Here is an 18,931-nt window from a genome sequence, read left to right as displayed (position 1 = left end):
TTTATCCGCAAGAGCCCGGGGGCAGCCGAAGGCCTAGTAACCGACCGTAAAACGCTGCTTCAGATGGGCCGGCTTCTCGATCTCATCGGCCAGCGCAATGGCGTAGTCGGCGAAACTGATCCAGCTCTTGCCGTTCGCATCTGCGAGAAGCTGGTCGGTGCCGAGCCGGAACTTGCCCGTGCGTTCCCCCTCGATGAACAGCGCCGACGGCGAGATGAAGGTCCAGTTCAGGTCCTTTTCCTGCCGCAGCAGGTCGAGAAAGGCGGAGCCCGCCTCCGCCTCGGCCTTGTATTGGGCCGGAAAACCGGGAGTTGTGACCAGCTTCACGCCGGGGGCGACTTCGAGGCTGCCGGCGCCGCCGACGACGAGGTAACGGCCCACCCCGGACGCCTTGGCCGCGCCGATCAGCTTCTGCGGATCGCTGGCCAGGAAGTGGACGGAACTCACGGCGACGTCATGCCCAGCCCACAGCTTGGCAAGGCCCGCCTGGTCGAGCACGTCCCCCTTGGTCGGTGTGACGTTCGACAGGGCCGCGATCTTCTCCGGGTTCCGGGCGATGGCGGTCACGCTATGGCCGCGGCGCGACAGTTCCTTGGTGATCTCCGACCCGGCCCGGCCCGAGGCGCCGGCGACTGCGATTTTCATTGGAAGGCTCCTTTGCTTATGTGGTAACTAACGGTGACTAGATATCGCAAAGGATGCTGGTGTTAAGAGAGCACTTTGTGCTTACCTGATTACGCTGGAGTAACCGGCACAACGAACCGGCGCGCAGGCGACCGGAATGGATCGAGGACCCCAAGATGAAGCCCGACGTCTATGCAGCGAATTGCCCCACGCGCCAGATCCTCGACCGCGTCGGCGACAAATGGGCGGTGCTGATCCTGTTGCTGCTGCGCGGAGAGCCGATGCGCTTCAATCAGTTGCGCCGCACGATTGAAGGCATTTCGCAGAAGATGCTGAGCCAGGTTCTCAAGTCGCTCGAACGCGACGGGCTGATCAAGCGCCGCGCCATCGCAACCGTACCTGTGACGGTGGAGTATTCGATCACGCAGCTCGGCTTGACGCTCGCCGCCGCCGTCGATCCCCTGCGCGATTGGGCCGAACAGAATCTGAAAGACGTGCTCGCCGCCCAGCGCCGCTACGACGCGCAACAGAAGGAGGAAGCGGCGTAGGCAAAAGCGAGAGCGTAGCTTGCCAACCCAACGTTGGTGTCATGCCCCGCGAAGGCGGGGCATCCAGTACGCCGCGGCCCATCGCTTCAACAACAACTGTCTCTGGAATACTGGATCGCCCGCCCCTGTGCGCAATTGCGCACCAAGCGGGCGATGACAGCGCGCGATGCCTGACTACGCCTGCCCGGCCTTCGCCAGTTCGACCTCGACGCGCAGCTCGATTTCCGAGAGCACAGAGTCCAGTCCGGGATCGCCCGAGGACGATTTCAGGTTCGCCGCAGCATCGCGCAGTCGCATCACGGTCGATGCATCGAGGTTGCCGGACAACAGCCCCATCTTGAGCTCGTCGAGCACGTCGAGCGCGGTCTTGCCGCGGGCGACCGAGCGCTTGCGGCGCTCGACGGGATCCTCCTCGACGCCTTGCAGCGCGAGCAGTGCGTCGATGTTGGCGGCGGCCTTCGGTGCGGCAGCGCTGCGCGTCTCCTGCGCCGACGAGGTGTCGGGCAGCACGAAGGTGCCGGAGCCGGTCCGCCTGGCCTGGCTGGCCGGCGTTCCAAGCGTGGTGCCGTTCGGTCCGTAGATGCGCATCGGAAGCAATCCGGGTGATCGATGCCCAACCTTCGCTGTTTTATGGTTAACGGCCCGTAAACGGCCCGGCAAAATCTGCCGACAGGCGGCAGTTTCGCTCCTGAAGGCGAACGGCCGCTGACACCGGTCGAAACAGATTTATTCAACCTATTCAACCGCCTACCCCTCTGCTCCACGTTGGCACAGCACTCGCAAGGAAAGCGCCGGACCAGCTCGTCATGGGAGTGTCGTGCAGGTCTTGTCGATTTGAGGAGGCTCTTTTGGAAGCCTTGGGGAGCAGAGGATGCCAAGCGTTCGTTGGGTGAGGATTGTTGGGGTGGCCTGCGCCGCGCTGTCAGCGCTGGCGTTGTCGGTCACGTCGGCGGCTGCGACCTCGCGCATCAAGGACCTCGCCAATATCGAAGGCGTGCGGCAGAACCAGCTCATCGGCTACGGCCTCGTCGTCGGCCTCAACGGCACCGGCGACACGCTCAACAACATCCCCTTCACCAAGCAGTCGCTGCAGGCGATGCTCGAGCGCATGGGCGTCAACATCCGCGGCGCCACCATCCGCACCGGCAACGTTGCTGCCGTGATGGTGACGGGCAACCTGCCGGCCTTCGCCACCCAGGGCACGCGCATGGACGTCACCGTGTCCGCGCTCGGCGACGCCAAGAACCTGCAGGGCGGCACCCTGCTCGTCACCCCCCTCCTCGGCGCCGACGGCAACGTCTACGCGGTCGCACAAGGCTCACTCGCGATCTCGGGCTTCCAGGCCGAGGGCGAGGCGGCCAAGATCGTGCGCGGCGTGCCGACCGTCGGCCGCATCGCCAACGGCGCCATCATCGAGCGCGAGATCGAGTTCGCGCTCAACCGCCTGCCGAACGTCCGCCTGGCGCTGCGCAACGCCGACTTCACCACCGCCAAACGCATCGCGGCGGCGGTCAACGACTATCTCGGCGTCAAGACTGCCGAGCCGATCGATCCCTCGACGGTGCAGCTCTCGGTCCCGCCGGAGTTCAAGGGCAACGTCGTCGCCTTCCTCACCGAGATCGAGCAGCTCCAGGTCGATCCCGATCTCGCCGCCAAGATCATCATCGACGAACGCAGCGGCATCATCGTGATGGGCCGCGACGTCCGCGTTGCCACCGTCGCGGTTGCGCAGGGCAACCTCACCGTCACGATCTCCGAGAGCCCACAGGTCAGCCAGCCCAACCCGCTGTCGCGCGGCCGCACCGTGGTCGCGCCGCGCAGCAGCGTCACCGTCACCGAGGACGGCAAGAAGCTGGCCCTCGTCAAGAACGGCGTCTCGCTCCAGCAACTCGTCGATGGCCTCAACGGCCTCGGCATCGGCCCCCGCGACATGATCAGCATCCTGCAGGCGATCAAGGCCGCCGGCGCGATCGAAGCCGACATCGAGGTGATGTGATGCAGACGAGCGCAATCAACACCCCGCACCTCACGACGTACTCCCCGACCTTCTCGGTCGAGAGCCGCAACGGCCGGCCCGACTTCGAGCTCGCGGCCGCGCTGCAAAAGGTCGCGCCGCAGCAACAGGCCAAGGCGCAGAAGACCGCCACCGACTTCGAAGCGATGTTCCTCAACAGCATGTTCTCGCAGATGACCTCGGGCCTGAAGGGCGATGGCCCGTTCGGCAGCACGCCCGGCACCGGCGTGTGGCGCTCGATGCTGACCGAGCAATATTCCAAGAACTTCGCCAATGCCGGCGGCGTCGGTGTCGCCCGCGACGTCTATCGCACCCTCATCATCCAGCAGGCGAAAACCACGCTTCGTACGGCATAAGGTCCAACGAGATGAACCAGTTCAACGCCTCACGTCGGCCGATGCAAGCGCAGCGCCCGCACTCCGCGCCCGGCAATGCCGAGGCGCGCAAGCTCGCCGAAGACCTGATGGACGCGATGAGCGCCCTGCTCAGCCTGATCGAGCGCGAGACCGAGCTGGTGCGCGCCGGAAAGGTCCGCGAGGCCATGACCCTCGAGAGCAGGAAGCAGGATCTGTCACGCAACTACGTCGGCGCCGTCAGCCAGCTCAAGGCGAACCAGGCCCAGCTCGCGAAATCCGCGCCCGAGCTGCTCTCAACGCTGCATCGCCACCACGACGCGTTCCGCGCGATGCTCCAGGTCAACCTCACGGTGCTGGCGACCGCGCATGCGGTCTCCGAGAGCGTCGTGCGCGGCGTCAATGCCGAGATCCAGAAGCGCAACGTGCCAAACACCTATACCGCCGCCGGGCGTCGCGCTGCTCCCGGCCCGCGCCACATCACCCCGCTCGCGGTCAGCCGCTCGCTCTGAGCGCGCAAAACAAACGACAATTTTACGAAAAACCGCGCGGCGATATCGTCGCGCAATTAGGCACGTTTGCTTACCGGGTCTTCAGTCCTGGTGTTCCAAGGTTGCGTTATTAGAGGGGTTGGGATTTGACTCAAGTAAGGCAACCAGGAGGCTGCCATGAGTACAGATTTCAGCATCAGGCCGGTGGGGATCCCGGCCCCCGTGCAGATCATAACGACGTCGAATGCGGCGGCGAATGAAGCCGTGCAAACCGATCTTCCGGTGAGCCAGACGGTCGCCGCGAGCGATGCGAGCGCGATCGTGCGCAATGATCTGCACAGCAGCGACAACGTCTCGCGCCAGGTCGTGTTCGACCAGGCAGCCGCATCCTTCGTCTTTCAGGTCGTCAATGACAGGACGGACGCGGTGGTCAATCAGTTTCCCGACGAGGCCATGCTGCGACGGCGTGCTTATTTCCATGCACTGGACTTGAAGTCCGAACCCACGCGTCCGCTCAACACGGACCTCAGCGCCTGATCAAGTGGTCCGCGTCGCTTGCGCGGTGTCGATGTAGGTCGACCCGGTCGCGGGGTCGGTAACGACGTTCTTGATCTGGGCCTTGCCGTTACCCGTCAGAAAGAACTTGGTGTTGCCGAACCGAAACGCCGAGTCCTTGATCAGCACCTGCTGATACTGAGACGTGCTGCCACTTTGATAGTGGACCTGCGCGCGGAAGCCATCGATCTGCGAGATGCTGAGCGAGAACGTCTTTCCGTCGGGATATTTGCCCGTCCATGTGCCCTGATAGAGCGAGGCATCGACCGGAACGTATTTGGTATGGCTTGGAATCGACATGCCGGCCGACTTGTACGAGCTCGACAGGATGCTCATGACGTCGGCCACGACAGATCTCCGTCTACGGCCGCCCGGACAGACCGGCGGCAATATTCCTGTTGATCTCGATCAACGGACGGAAATGATCGAGCTGCGGGCTAGCCTGGAGCGCAGCGGTCTGACTCAGCACGAACACGCTGATATTTGCGATCTTCTGCCGCACATCGATCGGCTGCGGATTGGTGTCTCGCATCGCCTCGCTCAGGAAAATGGTCCAGAGCTTGCGGTTGAACATCAGGGCCTGCATCGTCTGCTCCCCGAAGGGGTCGTCGCTGTTGATCGCATCTTGCAGCTTGTTGGCGGCCTTCAGCAGCGTTTGCGCCTCGATGTCGCGGGGGGACGCAGTGGTCGTTGCGACGCGCGCATAAGCCGAAGCAGCAGAACTCGACATTTATCACCCTGGAAGTTTCCTTGCCCGTTATGCAGGCTTAAGGATTCATTCCGACACTAGGCAGCACCGTTTAAGATTTGCTTACGTGAGAGTGCAGACAGTCTCCGAACAATTACGGGGCCCGGAGCTCATCGTCGCTTCAAGGATAAATCCGAGAGCGCGCACTGTAAACGATGCATCGGAGCCTGCGCCGATCTCGACTAATCGAGCGTTAGCGAACTCGCTCAAAACAAACGGCGAAGCTTTCAGCTTCGCCGTTGCATCATCGGTCGTTTTCGTCGACCCCACCTTTAGCGCAGGAGCTGAAGCACGCTCTGCTGCGACTGGTTGGCGAGCGACAGCGCGGACACGGCGATCGACTGTCGGGTCGAGAGCGCCTGGCTGTTGGCCGCTTCCTCGTTGGTGTCAGCAAGCGTCAGGCTCGAGGAGCCGGTCTGCAGCACATTGATCAGGTTCTTGCTGAAGTCCTGTCGGATCTGCACGATCGACAGGTTCGAACCGAGCGTCGACGCTTCCGCGCGCAGAGTGGTGCTGGCCGCGTTGAGCGAAGTCAGAATGGCGTTCGCCGAATTCGAGTCCAGGAAATCGACGCCCTGGTTCAAGGGCGCAAGGCTGAGACCGGCGTCGTTGAGAGTCACGCCCTGAATGGTCAACGTCGAACGCCCCGTCTCATTGAACACGAGCTTGAGCGTATCGCCGTTCAGCAGGTTGACGCCGTTGAACGAGGAGTCTTGCGCGGTGGTGTTGATCTGTGCGAGCACGTTGTTGTACTGCGCGACGAGGTTGGCGCGTGTCGCCTGCGAATTCGCGTCCGCGACGGGCGCTTGCGCGATCAGACCATAGAAGGGTTGACCGCTCGCCGCGGCCGTGCCGCCGATTGCGCCGATCGTCAACGAAGCAGCATCGTTGCTGGTTACGATGTTGAGACGCCCCGTCGGGTCGATCGTTGCCTGCAGATTGTTCGGCGCCAGCGCGGCATTGAGCTGATTGAGCGTGGAAATCTGCCCGGTGCCGGCGCCGAAGGTGATGCTGACGGGGGTGCCGCTGCCGGTCGCGCCGATCGTCAACGTCTTGCCGCTGAGCGGAGGCTGGACGCGGGCGGTGGTGCCGGCGGTGAGGCCGAGCGCCGTGAGCACGTTGCCTGAACCGGAGATCACCAGATCCTGGCTCGTGCCGGTGCTGAGCACGAGCTGACCGCTACCGTTGACGGTCGACGCCGTACCCGTCCCCGTGATGCCATCGATCGCGTTCAACACGGTCTGCACCGTGAGAGCGCTGCCGGTGCCGATGCCGATCGTGACGTTGCCGAATGAATCTGTGGTCGAGGTGGTTTGCGCGGTCGAGAATGTGATCGTCTTGCCGTTGACGGTCAGAACCGAACCGTTGGTGATGGTCGTGCCGAGGTTGTCGGACGACGTGCCCGCCGTGCCAACCAACTTGGTCGCGGCCGTGATGTTGGCGGCAGTGGCGGTGTTGTCGTTGGTAACGGTGCTGCCGGTGACGGTGTTGTTGGTGTATGCGGTGCCCAGCAGGTTGTTGGCGGTTGCACCGGTGATCGCGGCCGCCGTCACGTTGGACTTGGGCGAATAACCCGTCGGGCTTTGCAGCACCTGGCTGGCGATCGACTTGGCGCTGTCGACCAGCTTCTGCAACGAGGTGATGCCGGTATTGGCGGCCTGCAGAACCTGCACGCCGTTGCTGATGCCGTCGAGAAGATTGCTGATGTCGTTGGCGCGATTGTCGAGACCCTGGGCGGTGAAGAAGTTGGTCGGGTTGTCCAGCGCCGTATTGACCTTCTTGCCGCTCGCGAGGCGCTGCTGCGTGGTGGCGAGCAGGTCGGCTGTCGACTGCAGCGACAACAGGTTCTGGCGAACTGATGCCGAGAGAACGATGTTGGACATTGGCGGATCTTCCTCTTGCGCGACGCTGTACGAATCGGTGCTCGCCGATCGGGGAATGCACTTTCGTCCAGTCTTAGGGGGTCTCCTTTAAATTAAGGTTAATGGCGGCTTAAGCAGCAAGGTTAACGAGGCGTTAACCCGCGCCGGTTCCCCCGGCCTCGTGCGAGCGCGCAACAAAAAAAGCGGCGGGGCAAAAGCCCCGCCGCGATGCCTTGAGTGGCGATTTTCGTCGCGTATCAGCGCAGAAGCTGCAACACGCTCTGCTGCGACTGGTTGGCCAGCGACAGCGCCGAGACCGCGATCGACTGGCGGGTCGACAGCGCCTGGCTGTTGGCCGCTTCCTCGTTGGTGTCGGCCAGCGTCAGGCTGGACGAGCCGGTCTGCAGAACGTTGATCAGGTTCTTGTTGAAGTCCTGGCGGATCTGCACGACCGAGAGGTTCGAACCCAGCGTCGACGCTTCCGACCGCAGCGTGCTGCTGGCGGCATTGAGCGTGGTCAGAACCTTGTTGGCCGAAGCGTTGTCCAGGAAGTCGGTGCCCGAGGTCAGGGACGAGATGCCGAGACCGGCGGTGTTGAACGTCACACCGGTGATGCTCAGCGTCGACTTGCCGGTTTCGTTGAACGTCAGCTTCAGCGTGTCGCCGTTCAGCAGGTTGACGCCATTGAACGACGCATCCTGGGCGGTCGTGTTGATCTGCGCGAGCACGTTGTTGTACTGCGCAACCAGGCTGGAACGCTGGGCCTGCGAGGTCGGGTCAGCAACCGGAGCCGCCGCAGTCAGGCCGTTGAAGGCCAGGCCGGAGCCTGCCGCAGTGCCGCCGATCGTGCCGATCGTCGCGGAAGCCGCATCGTTCGTCGTCGTGATGGTGATCTTGCCGGCCGAGTCGATAGAGGCCTGCAGATTGTTGGCCGCCAGCGCCGAGTTCAGCCCGTTCAGGGTCGAGATCTGACCGGCACCGGTGCCGAACGTGATGTTGGTCGCAGTACCGCCACCGGTCGCGGCGATCGTCAAGGTCTTGCCCGAGATGGCGGGCGGAGTACGGGCGGTGGTGCCGGCCGTCAAGCCGAGGGCGGTGAGCACGTTACCGCTTCCCGCGATCGTCAGGTCCGAGGCAGTGCCGGTGCTGAGCACGAGCTTACCAGCGGAAACCGAAGATGCAGTCCCCGCACCCGTGATGCCGTCGATGGCCGAGAGCACATCGCTCACCGCCAAGGTGCTGCCCGAGCCGATGCCGATCGTGACATTGCCGGAAGCGTCGGTGGTCGAGGTGGTCTGCGCGGTCGAGAAGGTGATGGTCTTGCCGTTGACGGTCAGAACCGAACCGTTGGTAATGGCCGTGCCGAGGTTGTCGGAAGCAGTGCCGGCCGTACCGACCAGCTTGGTGGCGGCCGTGATGTTGGCGGCGGTTGCGGTGTTGTCGTTGACGACGGTGGTGCCGGTGACCGTGGCGTTGGTGTAGCCCGTACCGATCAGATTGTCGGCAGTCGCACCGGTGATCGCAGCCGACGTCACGCTCGACTTGGCGGAATAGCCCGTCGGGCTCTGCAGCACCTGGTTGGCAATCGACTTGGCGCTGTCGACCAGCTTCTGCAGCGAGGTGATACCAGTGTTGGCGGCCTGCAGCACCTGAACGCCGTTGCCGATGCCATCGAGCAGGTTGCCGATGTCGCTGGCGCGGTTGTCGAGGCCCTGCGCGGTGAAGAAGTTGGTGGGATTGTCGAGAGCCGAGTTCACCTTGCGGCCAGTCGAAAGACGGGACTGGGTGGTGGCGAGCAGGTCGGCGGTGGACTGGAGGGAGAGCAGGTTCTGGCGAACCGATGCGGAGAGAACGACGGACATACTGTTACCTTTCTGGTAGCTACGCGTCCCATCTGACCATGATTGATCAGACGACCGCCGGAACCTGCGTCCAAGCCTCTAACAATCCGTGAAATGAAACCCCCGCTTTCTCTGCGTTGGCACGCGAGCCTCCTCCCAAAGCAACCGCGGAGGCGAGCAAAATGCCGCTACCACGCTCAAATCACTGAACTTTCGGCCGCACGCGCATTCGTTTACCCCCCGTTAACCATGTTGCGCGACGATCGCCCCAAATCGCCGCCGATCGTCGCCATATAGAAGGGGCGCACCGACCGCTTGCTGCAAAAGGATTGATGGAGAACAGGCATGGCTCTCAAGGTCGAGCTCAAACCGCACGAGCGCATCATCGTCGGCAACTCCGTGATCACCAACACGGACCAGCGTGCGCGCCTCCTGATCGATGGCGAGAACGTGCCGATCCTGCGCGAGCGCGACATCCTCACGCCCGAGACCGCCGACACGCCGGCCAAGCTCGTCTATCTGGCGGTCCAGCTCATGTACATCTCGCCGGACCCGCAGACCCAGCACGGCACCTATTTCAGCCTGGTGCGCGACATCGTTACCGCGGTGCCGAGCGCCTGGCCGATCATCGAAGACATCAACAACAACATCATGAACGGCGATCTCTATCGCGCGCTGAAGGATGCCCGCAAGCTGATCGCCTATGAGGAGAAGCTGCGCAGCCAGTTCGAGGCAACGCATCCCAAGGCGGCAACGGACAAGGACGACGTCAGCACCGCCGCCTGATACAGGCGTTCGCACGAACGACCAAGCCGCACGAACGACAACGGCCCCGGATCGCCTCCGGGGCCGTTGTCGTTTCAGCCATGCAGCGATGCTAATGCGCCGCGAGCGGCGGCGCCTCGACCTCGATCATTCCGCCGCTCCGCCGTCCGCCGAACTCCAGCACGGCCGCAACAAGCGCATCGATATCCGTCTCCTCGGTGCGGTGATTGACGATCGCCGCACGGATCGCGAACTTGCCGTCCAGCATCGTGCCCGAGGGCGCGGCGATGCCGGACTCCTGGATGTCGGCAACGATCTCGCGATTGACCGCATCGCCGCTACGGTAGCGGAAGCAGACGATGTTGAGATTCACCGGCGCCAGCAATTCCAGCCGCGGTTCGGCCAGCACGCGCGCCTCCAGATATTTGGCGAGCGCGCAGCTTCGCGCGATCACCGCACCCAGCCGGTCGGTGCCAAACGTCTTGAGCGTGAACCAGGTCTTCAGCGCCCGGAAGCCGCGCGACAGATCGGGGCCGAGATCGCAGGGCCAGACCGCGCCCGCCGCAAGCCCCCTCGCCTCGCGGCTCAGATACGCCGCCGGCTGGGCAAAGGCCTGCCGGTGCTGCTCGCCGTCGCGCACCAGCAGGAAGCCGGCGTCGTAGGGCACTTGTCCCCATTTGTGGAAGTCGAGCGCAATGGAATCGGCAAGCTCGATGCCGCCGAGCAATGGCGCGAGTTCGGGCGAGAGAATTGCCAGCGCGCCGAAAGCGCCGTCGACGTGAAACCAGATGCCCTCCTCGCGGCACAGCGCGGCGATGGCCTTGAGATCGTCGATCGCGCCGATATCGACCGTGCCCGCGGAGGCGACGACGAGGAACGGCTTGAAGCCGACCTCCCGGTCGGCGGCGATCTGCGCTCGCAGCGCGGCGACGTCGATGCGATGATCGGCGTCGACGTCGATCTTACGCAGCGCATCGGTGCCGAGCCCGGCGATGTCCATCGCCCTGGAGACACAGCCATGCGCGGCCCGCGACGTGTAGGCCGTGAGCAGCGCACCGTCATTGCCGATGCCGTGCTGCCGCGCCAGCGTGCCGAGCGCAGCGTTGCGCGCCACCAGCACCGCCATCAGATTGGCCATCGACGTGCCCGTGACGAAGATGCCGCTCGCTTCCTCCGGGAAACCGAACAGACGGCGCATCCAGTCGACGATCTGGCGTTCGACCTCGATCGGCATGTGGTCGCGCCCGCCGAGATTGGCGTTGAGACCTGCCGCGAGCATCTCCGCGACCATGCCCACAGCCGTGCCGCCGCCGTGCACCCAGCCCAGGAAGCCCGGATGAACGTTGCCGGTCGCGTAAGGCGCGACATGCGCGGCGAACTCGCGATAGACCCCGGCGAGATCGCTTGCCTCGCGCGGCACGTCGGACTTGATGGCCGCGCGGACCTCATCGGGGATCGGCTGCCACACCGGGCGCGCGCGGACGTTGGCGATGCCGTCGATCGCCTCGTCGAGCATGCGATGGGCGAGCGCGCGGAATTCGCTCCAGTCCTGCGGATCGAGCGAGGTGTGCGTGACGGAGGCTTGCGTGTTGCGGATGATCTCGTTCATGCTGCAGTTCCCTCGCCCGCTCTTGCATGCCGCGACAGCATCGCCGTGAACGCAGCGAAGATCTTGCGCATCTGCGGCGGCTTGTATGGAAACACGGCCGGCGGATCCATGTTGTGCACGACGGCGGTGTTGTCGGCCTCGAACACCAGCAGCTCGCCGTTCCGGTTCTCGGCGCAGTCGACGATGAAATAGTCGAGGCCGATGCGCCGGCTCATCTCGTCGAGCGCATTCTTGTGGCGCGCCGCGAAAGCGTGATCGAAATCTTGCATGAAGACGGCCTCTTCAGCGCGCTTCTCCTCGCTGAACGCCATGTAGGCGTTGAGGTACCAGATGTCCCAACGATCGGCGATCGCCATGTGACAGGCATAAGGCTTGCCGTCGACCATGGTGAGCCGGATCTTGCGAAAGAGCCCGTCGAGGCTCGCGTAGTTGACGAAACGCGCGACGAAGAAGTTCTGCTCCTGCCGCTCGGCCAGATAGGCTTTGAGCGCCGCAGCATCGTCGATCTTCGCGAGCCCGACGCCGGCGTGCGTGCCGCGCGGCCGCACGATCATCGGAAAGTGCAATTCGCTCGTAATCTCCGCGCAGGCGATCTCGCCTTCCGAAAGCTCCGACAATTGCGCGCGCGTCGCGTGGGCGGTCACGGGAATCTCGAGACCGGGGATATCAGCCAGCAACCGATAGAGCTTGTCGCGATCGAGATTGCCGATGAGCTCGGGGCGATTGAGCAGTGGCCGCGGCCAGCGCGGCGCGGCCTGTTCGATGACGGCGAGCGCCTCGCGGCATTCCTCGGAATCGGAGGCGACCACGATGGCGACGTCGTGCTCGGGCAATGTCTTGGGCAGGCCGACGCCCTTGACCACGTAGAGCGTCAAGAGCTCGATGTCGGAGCCTTCGAGCAGGAATTCGATCGGCGTATTGCCGCCCATGTCGATGTCCGCCGCGAGCGCGAGCACGCGCATGCGTGGCTTGGCAGCCGCGCAAGGCGTGCGAAACAATTGATGGAAGGCGAGCACCTCGGTCTGGATCACCAGCCCGGCCTCCTTCTCGCCGAGAAGCTGGGCAATCAGCGACAGATCTAGGCCCTCGCCCGCCTCCGCGGTCCCCTCTGCGATCCGCGCCAGGAGCTTCTCGCGCAGCGGATGCAGATCGCCGCCCTCGAAGGCCCGGCGCGTCAATTGCGCAAAGCCGATGCGGTCGGAATAGTTCGGTGTGGTCATGCCGTTCGGCGCGGAAACAGGAGTCAGCATCTTAGGTCTCGAGCACAGGCTTTCCCGGCGCAGTCGCCGCACGGTCGAGCAGCAGCTCGATCTTCACCAGCACATGGGCGATGCGATCGAGTGTATGCTGCAAATTCTTTTGCGCTTGAGCGGCGTCAGCCGACCAGGCTTCGGTGACGAGCCGCGCGCCGACGCACAGCCGCAGCAATCCTTGCGGCTTTCCGTCCCGCTCCAGCCGCACCGGCTGGCCGACGAGAGAGCGCTGTGCGGCCACCTGCCGGTCTGCCGCACTGCCGCCGATCTCATCGTTCATGTCGCGCGCCAGAGCGCGATGCACTGCGCTGGTCTCGGCGATGGAGACCGGCTCGCCGCCACGCTGCAACGTGAACGGAAAGATCGTGCTTCGCGCGAATTCCTCGTCGTCGACGCCGTCCGTCTCGGATGGGTTCTGAACGGGGCGAAGCGAGGGCGACAGCGCGATCATGCTGTCGATGCCGGAAGCGAGTTCGGCCATCGCCCCGGCGCGGAATGCGCCGGGCACGGCATAGTAGCTGCCGATCTCCGCAAGCGCCGCCTCCCAGCGCAGCCATTGACCGAAATTCGGCCGGCGCTCGAAGCGCGAGCGCAGTGCCGTCCAGGCCATCGGCCAGTCGCAGCGGCCGGCATAGTCGAGGATGCCGGGCGTGATCGCGCCAGTCCTGTCGATCGACCGCGCCAGGCCCTTCGGCACCAGCAGCGCGCCGCTGAAGGCGGGGCCGCCGAAGAATTTCGAGCCTGTCATCAGCACCATGAAACCGCGATCGAGATAGGAACGCAGCCGGTGGCGGCCCAGACGCGCCTGGCAGGCATCGACGACCACCTGAACCTTGCGCGGCCAGCGCCGCGCGATCTCATCGAGGCAGGCAGCACTCGGCGCGCGCCAGCCGAGTTTTGACGAATCCATGATGTGCAAAAGAACGCACCGGCCTTGCGCGAAGCTGTTCTCGATTGCACGCATGACCGCGGCATCCGCATCCGCGCGCATCGCGATGTCGGGCGCCGCGTCAAGCAGCGGCACCGCGATGCTGTCGCCGGCAAGCCCCGCCACCGCGCCGTCCTTGCGCACCCCAAGACCGCTCGCCGTCATGGTGCTGAAATGGCGGCCGGCCGCGGTATGGCTCGTCCCGCTTCCGGTCTGATCGGCGCCGACCACGATCGTCACCGGCGGCGCGCCGAGCACCGCGCGCGCCAGGAACAGGGCATGGAGCTGGGAGTCGGTGCCTGACGGCGAGAACACGATATCGACGCGCGGCGATAGCTGGAGATACCCGCGCAGCTCCTCGCGCATGTCCTCGCAGCGCGCGTCGAAGGCGACCTCGACCTCGTCGAACAGGCACTTGTGCATCAACTCTTCGCGCGCCAGCGCGGCGCGGTCGTAAGCTCCCTGCGAGATTGTGGACGCGGTCGAGGAGGCAAGATTCCAGATCTCCGGCTCCGGCGAGGCCGCGCAGCCATAGGCGTTGACGCGGTGGTCCGGATCGAGCGTCAGGCGCGGATCGCCGCCGGAGACCAGCAGCGTGTCGAGCGGGGTGAAGAGATCGCGCAAGCGATAGCGCGAGCCGCCCTCGGACGCCCGCTCGATGTCTGCCAGACGGGATGCGCCGGTGCTCATCCCGGAGCGCTCAGGCCGCGTCGGCCGCCGCCGCAGGCGCCGGCGCGAACTGCGAGGCGATATCGCCGTGGAACACCGACGGCCCGACGTGATCGAGCGAGCTCTGGATGTCGGCCCAGATCTCGCCGCCGATATCGGTCCAGCGCTTGCAGAAGGCGAAGTCCTCGGAAAGATACGTGCCGGTCGCCGGGTCGATCATGCATTCGAACAGCGCGAACCGGTTCTGGCTCGCCGCCAGCGTGTCATGCGAATGCTCGCGGAAAAACTGCAGGTTCGCGTAGTCCGGATGGCGGCACATCGCCTCCAGCACGTGACGCCGGATCATCAGGAAGCCCGTGCCCGCATAACGCACGCGGGTAAAGCCGTTGACCACCACGATACGGTCGGGATCCTCGATCTCGAGCACGTAGTCGAGCGAGGCGGCCGGCACGTCGGCCCGACCTGACTGGATCGCACGCGCGGCCTTGTCCCAGTTGACCCGCTTGATCGGATAACAGCCCGCAACGACGTCCGCGCCGCATTCGATCAGCCGGAACACCTGCTCCGGCTTGAAGCCGATGTCGGCATCGATGAACAGGAAATGGGTCGCCTCGGGATCGTCCAGGAACATCGCGGCCAAATTGGCCCGCGCCCGCGTGATGAGCGCATCGCCGTCGCGCAAGTGCACCTTGAGCTCGAGATTGGCCATGCCGTGCACGGCGCGCTGAAGCGCGAAGATCGAGCTCGCATAGATGCTCGACACCTGCCCGCCGAAGCAAGGCGTTGCCACCACCAGCTGCATCTTGTCAGACATCGACCGCTCCGCCCCCGCTGCAATCCTCACCAAGAGGTAAACAGGCATGGTTAACGGCGTCTTAACGCATCCTTACAGGAACTTGACGAGCGAGAGCTGCGCCAGGTTCGAGGTCACCTGGTAGGACGCCTGGAGCGCGTTCTGGAGCGCAAGGATTTCGCTCGCGACCTGATCGGGCGAGGCCGATTCCGCCTGGTCGACGATGGTCTGGAGCTGCGCCTTGGCCTGGGTATGGCGCGTGGTCGCGTCCTTCATCGTGTTCTGGGCCATCGCGATGTCGGTCTGGATGTCCTCTATGCGCTGCTGACCCGGCTGCTGGGTCAGCGCCTGCGTCACCCGCAGGCTCAGCGCCGAGACCTGCCCGCCCGAATACTGCCCGGTCGGCGAGGTCGAGAAAGTCCCGAACACGGCGATCGCCTGCAACTGGCGGCGGATGGCGTCCTCGTTCGCCTGCGCGCCATACTGCACGGTGACGGAGTCGTCGACCCGCGCCGTCGCGGTGGAGCGCGGCGAGCCGGGCCCGTCATTGCCGAGGTACCATTTCACGGTGTTGGCGGAGCCGTTCACCAGCGTCGTCGCCGAGCTCGCCGGCGAGGAGCCGACGCGCAGCGGCGGCTGCGTGGCGGTCACCGGCGTCGTGCCGAAGCCGAGCGAGCCCAGTGCACCCGTATTCGAGCTCGTGATGTTCAAGCTCGCCGCATCGTCGGTGTTGATCGTGATCGCGCCGCCATGAACCGTCGACGGCTTCGACGTCCCGGTGATCGCGTCGATCTTGCTCAGCAGGGTCTGGATGCTGTCGGTGACGTTGAGCTGGTTGCCGGTCGCGCCCGAGCTGACGAAGGTAAGCGTGGTGCCGTTGACGGTGATGGTGTCGCCGGCGACGAAGCCCGGCGAGATCGAGTCCGAGGGGCTTGTACCGGACAGCGCCGTCGCACCGCTGATCGGTGCGGCGGGAGCCGCCTGGTTGGTCTTGGGAGCGCCGATCGCAGAGCTCGCCGTGTTGAAGAAATTGTCGCCGGCGATCACGGCCGACGCCGCGACCAGCGAGGTATTGGCGAGCTTCTTGATCGCGGTATTCAGCGCCGTGTTGAGATTGGTCGCGGTGTTGCCCGGAGTGGTCGTATCGATCGCAAAGCTGCCGGCCGGCGTCGGGGTGGCGGTCGAGGCGGTCAGGTCGATCTGCTCGGTGGTGCCGTCCGGCAGCGTGAACTGAATGCTCAGCTTGTCGCCGTTGTTCGGATTGACGCCGTTGAGATCAACTGAGAAGGACACCGGCGAGCCGCTCGGGCCGGTGACGGTCGCGCCCGTCAACGTCGAGGACACCGCCTTGATCTTGAGCCCGAACGGCGATCCGGCGACGTCCTCCGACACCTGCACCGAGCTCGGCGTCGGCTGCGTCTGCACCAGCCGCCCCATGCCGTTGGCACCGAGATCGGCGGCCTGGCGCTCCGCCATCACGGTCTTGAAGCCCGCCTGCGTGGTGGTGCCGTTGATGATGTCGCCGGCATTGGCGACCGACTGCGTGCTGACCGCCGTTCCCGAGAACAGATAGCGGTTGCCCGATTGCGTGTTGAGCACGCCGACCATCGAGCCGAACTGCGCGGCGGCGGTGTTCTGCGCGACCGTCTGTCCGTTGACGTTGAGATCCTGCGCGGTGCTGGCGGAGCCGGTCTGCACCGTGTTGCGGATCGTCGTCAGCGACTGCAGCGCGGTGTTGGCGAGGTTGATGTTGACGTTGACGTTGGTGATCGTGTCCGTATAGGCGGCGATGTTGGAGAGCTGCGCGCGTGAGGCGATCGCAAAGCCCTCGTTGGTGCCCATGCCGGAATAGTTCTGCGACAGCTTGCCGGTCGAAAGCTGCGTCGACAGGTCGGTGAGCTGCTGGTTGATGTTGCGGATCTGCGCGCCGAGGATCGACGAGGAGTAGTTGATGCTGCTGATCGACATCTTTCAGAGCCCTGTACTGGTTACGCTTGAGCCTGGAGCAAGGTGTTCATCATGCTCTGCACCACCGACATGACGTGGGCGTTGGCGGCATAGGCATTCTGGAGCTGGATCAGGTTCGACATCTCCGAGTCCAGATTGACTTTGGAGGTCGAGTCGAACTTGGCCTGCAGCGTCGAGACCACGACGCTTTGGCCCTGCTGGAGCTGGGTGGCCTGGGTCGAGGCGTTGGCCTGGATGCTGAGGAACTGCTGGAGGTAGCTCGAGACGCTGCCGGTGAAGGGCTGGTTCGCCGAGCCGAGGCCGGTCGTCGGCGAATAGGAGAACACCGCACTGGTGAGCTGCGAATAGAGATAGTCCGAACGCGTGGTGTCGCCGGCGGGCGTCACCGGCGAGGTGTTGTAGACCGACAGCCGCGTGGGATCGCTGACGAGCTGCGTGTTCACGGCGATGCGCCCGGCAAGGCCGGTCATCTGCGAGCCCGACGCCGTGATCGCGCCGGTGTAGAGCGCCTGCCCGCCGTCGGTGAACACCGCCAGTTGCGGGCTGCCCGAGGTCAGCGACGAGATCGTCTTGGTGGTCGAGGCCGAATTGACCTTGGCAAGGCCGGTATTGTCATCGGTCACCCGCAGCGTCGTGGCGGTGGCCGGCGACGGCGCGGCGGAGAACGACAGGTGCGAGCCCGACAGCGCGGTGTTGAGCGCGGAGGCGATCGCACCCATGCCGCCGGAGAAGTTCACGCCCACCCGCATCGGGTTGGCGTTGGTGGCGTTCTGGAGCGGCAGCGCCGCCGGGTCGGTCACGTTGACGAGCGTGATCTGGCGCTGGGTGTTGGTCGCCGTGTCCGTATAGGTGATGTTGACCGTATTGCCCGGCTGCGCGCCGGCAAGGTCCAGGTCGAAACCGGCCGGCGGGCCAGAGACCGTGCTGCCGGCGGTGGTCTTGTCCGACAGCGCGCTCGACATCGTGGCGGCGAGCTGGTCGATCTGGTTCTGCGCCTGCACCAGCGTCTGGTCGCGCAGCTTCAGGTCGGCCGCGATCTGGCCGGACGAGACCACGTTGTTGGCGACGACGTCGAGCTGCGAGCCGTTCGGCAGCTTGATGGTGAGCGCGCCGACGCCGGACTTGGCCGGGTCGGTGTTGTAGAGCGAGGTCGCCGACAGCGCGCCGGCGGAAGCAAAGGAGAATTGCGAGGCGAGCCCGGCGCCGACCAGCTGGACGCCGGTCGTGGTGTAGATGTTGGCCTGGTTCGAGCCGTCGGTGGTGACGCGGACGTCGACATATTTCGACAGCGTGTTGATGGCCTGGTCGCGCTGGTCCATCAGCGTCGCGGCCGAGGGATCGTTGGCCGACAGGCCCTGAAGCTTGGTGTTGATGTCGGCGATCTGCTGCATCGCCGCGTTGGCGGCTTGCGCCGATGTGCCGAGATCCTGCTCGACGTTGGAGCGCAGCGACTGGATGCCCTTGGTGGTGACGTTGAGCTGCGTGGCCAGCGCCTGCGCCGCACCCAGCGCAACGGTCTGCGCCGACGACGCGCCCGAGCTCGTCGACAACGCCTGCAGTGCCGTGGTGAAATTGTTCAGCGCGGTTTCGAGCGTACCGTTATTGCCGGGCGTGCCATAGACACTCTGAAGCTGCTTCAGGATGTTGGCCATCTGGTCGGCGTAGCCGCTGCCGCCGGTCTCGGTGCGCAGCTGGTTCAGCACAAAGGTGTCGAGCTCCCGGCTGACGCCGGTCGTCATCGCCGTCGAGCCGAAATCGCCGGTGGTGACCTCGATCTGGTTCGGCGTCTGGACGACGTAGCCCGGCGTCTGCGAATTGGCGACGTTCGAGGAGACGATCGAGAGCGCGGCCTGGTTGGCACGCAGACCGCTCATCGCGCTGGCAAGGGCTGAACTCAAACCCATGTGTAC

The 18,931-nt window shown here is 64.7% G+C and carries 18 protein-coding genes; 6 read left to right on the top strand and 12 right to left on the bottom strand.

Going from position 1 to position 18,931, the window contains the following annotated elements:
- Nucleotides 1–33: 33 nt before the first annotated feature.
- The gene (locus tag GGD63_RS06600; protein ID WP_183240150.1) at nt 34–645 is read right to left on the bottom strand and encodes an NAD(P)-dependent oxidoreductase; all 612 of its coding nucleotides are present in this window, start codon (nt 643–645) and stop codon (nt 34–36) included.
- A gap of 155 nt (nt 646–800) precedes the next feature.
- On the opposite strand from GGD63_RS06600, the gene GGD63_RS06595 reads away from it, so the two are divergent.
- Entirely contained in the window at nt 801–1,172 is a 372-nt protein-coding gene (locus tag GGD63_RS06595) for a helix-turn-helix domain-containing protein (protein ID WP_183240148.1), read from the top strand.
- A 174-nt stretch (nt 1,173–1,346) separates the two neighbouring features.
- On the opposite strand, the gene GGD63_RS06590 is transcribed toward GGD63_RS06595, so the two are convergent.
- Complete coding sequence (locus GGD63_RS06590; protein WP_130368993.1) at nt 1,347–1,760, bottom strand: flagellar assembly protein FliX; 414 nt, start codon at nt 1,758–1,760, stop codon at nt 1,347–1,349.
- 283 nt (nt 1,761–2,043) lie between these two features.
- Here GGD63_RS06590 and GGD63_RS06585 point away from each other — a divergent pair, with 283 nt between their 5' ends.
- The 4 genes from GGD63_RS06585 (at nt 2,044) to GGD63_RS06570 (ending at nt 4,567) form a co-directional block, all read left to right on the top strand.
- Nucleotides 2,044–3,168, top strand: coding sequence for a flagellar basal body P-ring protein FlgI (locus GGD63_RS06585; RefSeq protein ID WP_183240146.1), 1,125 nt, complete (start codon nt 2,044–2,046; stop codon nt 3,166–3,168).
- Nucleotides 3,168–3,542 carry a flagellar assembly peptidoglycan hydrolase FlgJ gene (flgJ, locus tag GGD63_RS06580; RefSeq protein WP_183240144.1) on the top strand — a complete coding sequence of 125 codons (375 nt, stop codon included), beginning with the start codon at nt 3,168–3,170 and terminating at the stop codon, nt 3,540–3,542. Before GGD63_RS06585 ends, flgJ begins: the two co-directional genes overlap by 1 nt.
- An 11-nt stretch (nt 3,543–3,553) precedes the next feature.
- Nucleotides 3,554–4,051 carry a hypothetical protein gene (locus tag GGD63_RS06575; protein ID WP_183240142.1) on the top strand — a complete coding sequence of 166 codons (498 nt, stop codon included), beginning with the start codon at nt 3,554–3,556 and terminating at the stop codon, nt 4,049–4,051.
- 156 nt (nt 4,052–4,207) lie between these two features.
- Nucleotides 4,208–4,567, top strand: coding sequence for a hypothetical protein (locus tag GGD63_RS06570; protein ID WP_183240141.1), 360 nt, complete (start codon nt 4,208–4,210; stop codon nt 4,565–4,567).
- On the opposite strand, the gene GGD63_RS06565 is transcribed toward GGD63_RS06570, so the two are convergent.
- From GGD63_RS06565 to GGD63_RS06550, 4 genes are all read right to left on the bottom strand, one after another.
- Nucleotides 4,568–4,933, bottom strand: coding sequence for a hypothetical protein (locus GGD63_RS06565; RefSeq protein WP_183240139.1), 366 nt, complete (start codon nt 4,931–4,933; stop codon nt 4,568–4,570).
- Nucleotides 4,934–4,946: 13 nt separating this feature from the next.
- Nucleotides 4,947–5,315 carry a flagellar biosynthesis regulator FlaF gene (gene flaF / locus GGD63_RS06560; RefSeq protein WP_183240137.1) on the bottom strand — a complete coding sequence of 123 codons (369 nt, stop codon included), beginning with the start codon at nt 5,313–5,315 and terminating at the stop codon, nt 4,947–4,949.
- Nucleotides 5,316–5,605: 290 nt separating this feature from the next.
- Nucleotides 5,606–7,216, bottom strand: a complete 1,611-nt coding sequence (locus GGD63_RS06555) for a flagellin (protein WP_183240135.1) — start codon at nt 7,214–7,216, stop codon at nt 5,606–5,608.
- Between the two features lie 236 nt (nt 7,217–7,452).
- A complete protein-coding gene (locus GGD63_RS06550; RefSeq protein WP_183240134.1) occupies nt 7,453–9,057 on the bottom strand; it encodes a flagellin in 1,605 nt (534 codons plus the stop codon).
- Between the two features lie 324 nt (nt 9,058–9,381).
- On the opposite strand from GGD63_RS06550, the gene flbT reads away from it, so the two are divergent.
- Nucleotides 9,382–9,822, top strand: coding sequence for a flagellar biosynthesis repressor FlbT (gene flbT / locus GGD63_RS06545; protein ID WP_183240132.1), 441 nt, complete (start codon nt 9,382–9,384; stop codon nt 9,820–9,822).
- 91 nt (nt 9,823–9,913) lie between these two features.
- On the opposite strand, the gene GGD63_RS06540 is transcribed toward flbT, so the two are convergent.
- From GGD63_RS06540 to flgK, 6 genes are all read right to left on the bottom strand, one after another.
- Nucleotides 9,914–11,410 (bottom strand): aspartate aminotransferase family protein, encoded by a 1,497-nt coding sequence (locus tag GGD63_RS06540; protein WP_183240130.1) that lies wholly within the window; start codon nt 11,408–11,410, stop codon nt 9,914–9,916.
- On the bottom strand, nt 11,407–12,660 hold the full coding sequence (locus GGD63_RS06535; RefSeq protein WP_183240128.1) for a RimK family alpha-L-glutamate ligase: 1,254 nt from the start codon (nt 12,658–12,660) through the stop codon (nt 11,407–11,409). The genes GGD63_RS06540 and GGD63_RS06535 overlap by 4 nt, the downstream gene beginning before the upstream one ends.
- Before the next feature lies 1 nt (nt 12,661).
- Nucleotides 12,662–14,281 (bottom strand): hypothetical protein, encoded by a 1,620-nt coding sequence (locus tag GGD63_RS06530; RefSeq protein ID WP_183240127.1) that lies wholly within the window; start codon nt 14,279–14,281, stop codon nt 12,662–12,664.
- Between the two features lie 10 nt (nt 14,282–14,291).
- The gene (locus GGD63_RS06525) at nt 14,292–15,074 is read right to left on the bottom strand and encodes a hypothetical protein (protein WP_183240125.1); all 783 of its coding nucleotides are present in this window, start codon (nt 15,072–15,074) and stop codon (nt 14,292–14,294) included.
- A gap of 72 nt (nt 15,075–15,146) precedes the next feature.
- Nucleotides 15,147–17,021 carry a flagellar protein gene (locus tag GGD63_RS06520; RefSeq protein ID WP_183240123.1) on the bottom strand — a complete coding sequence of 625 codons (1,875 nt, stop codon included), beginning with the start codon at nt 17,019–17,021 and terminating at the stop codon, nt 15,147–15,149.
- A gap of 20 nt (nt 17,022–17,041) precedes the next feature.
- Entirely contained in the window at nt 17,042–18,925 is a 1,884-nt protein-coding gene (flgK, locus tag GGD63_RS06515; RefSeq protein WP_183240121.1) for a flagellar hook-associated protein FlgK, read from the bottom strand.
- Nucleotides 18,926–18,931 lie beyond the last annotated feature (6 nt).

The organism is Bradyrhizobium sp. cir1 (assembly GCF_014198245.1).
GTDB lineage: Bacteria > Pseudomonadota > Alphaproteobacteria > Rhizobiales > Xanthobacteraceae > Bradyrhizobium.
This window is presented reverse-complemented; position numbering and strand designations above follow the sequence as displayed.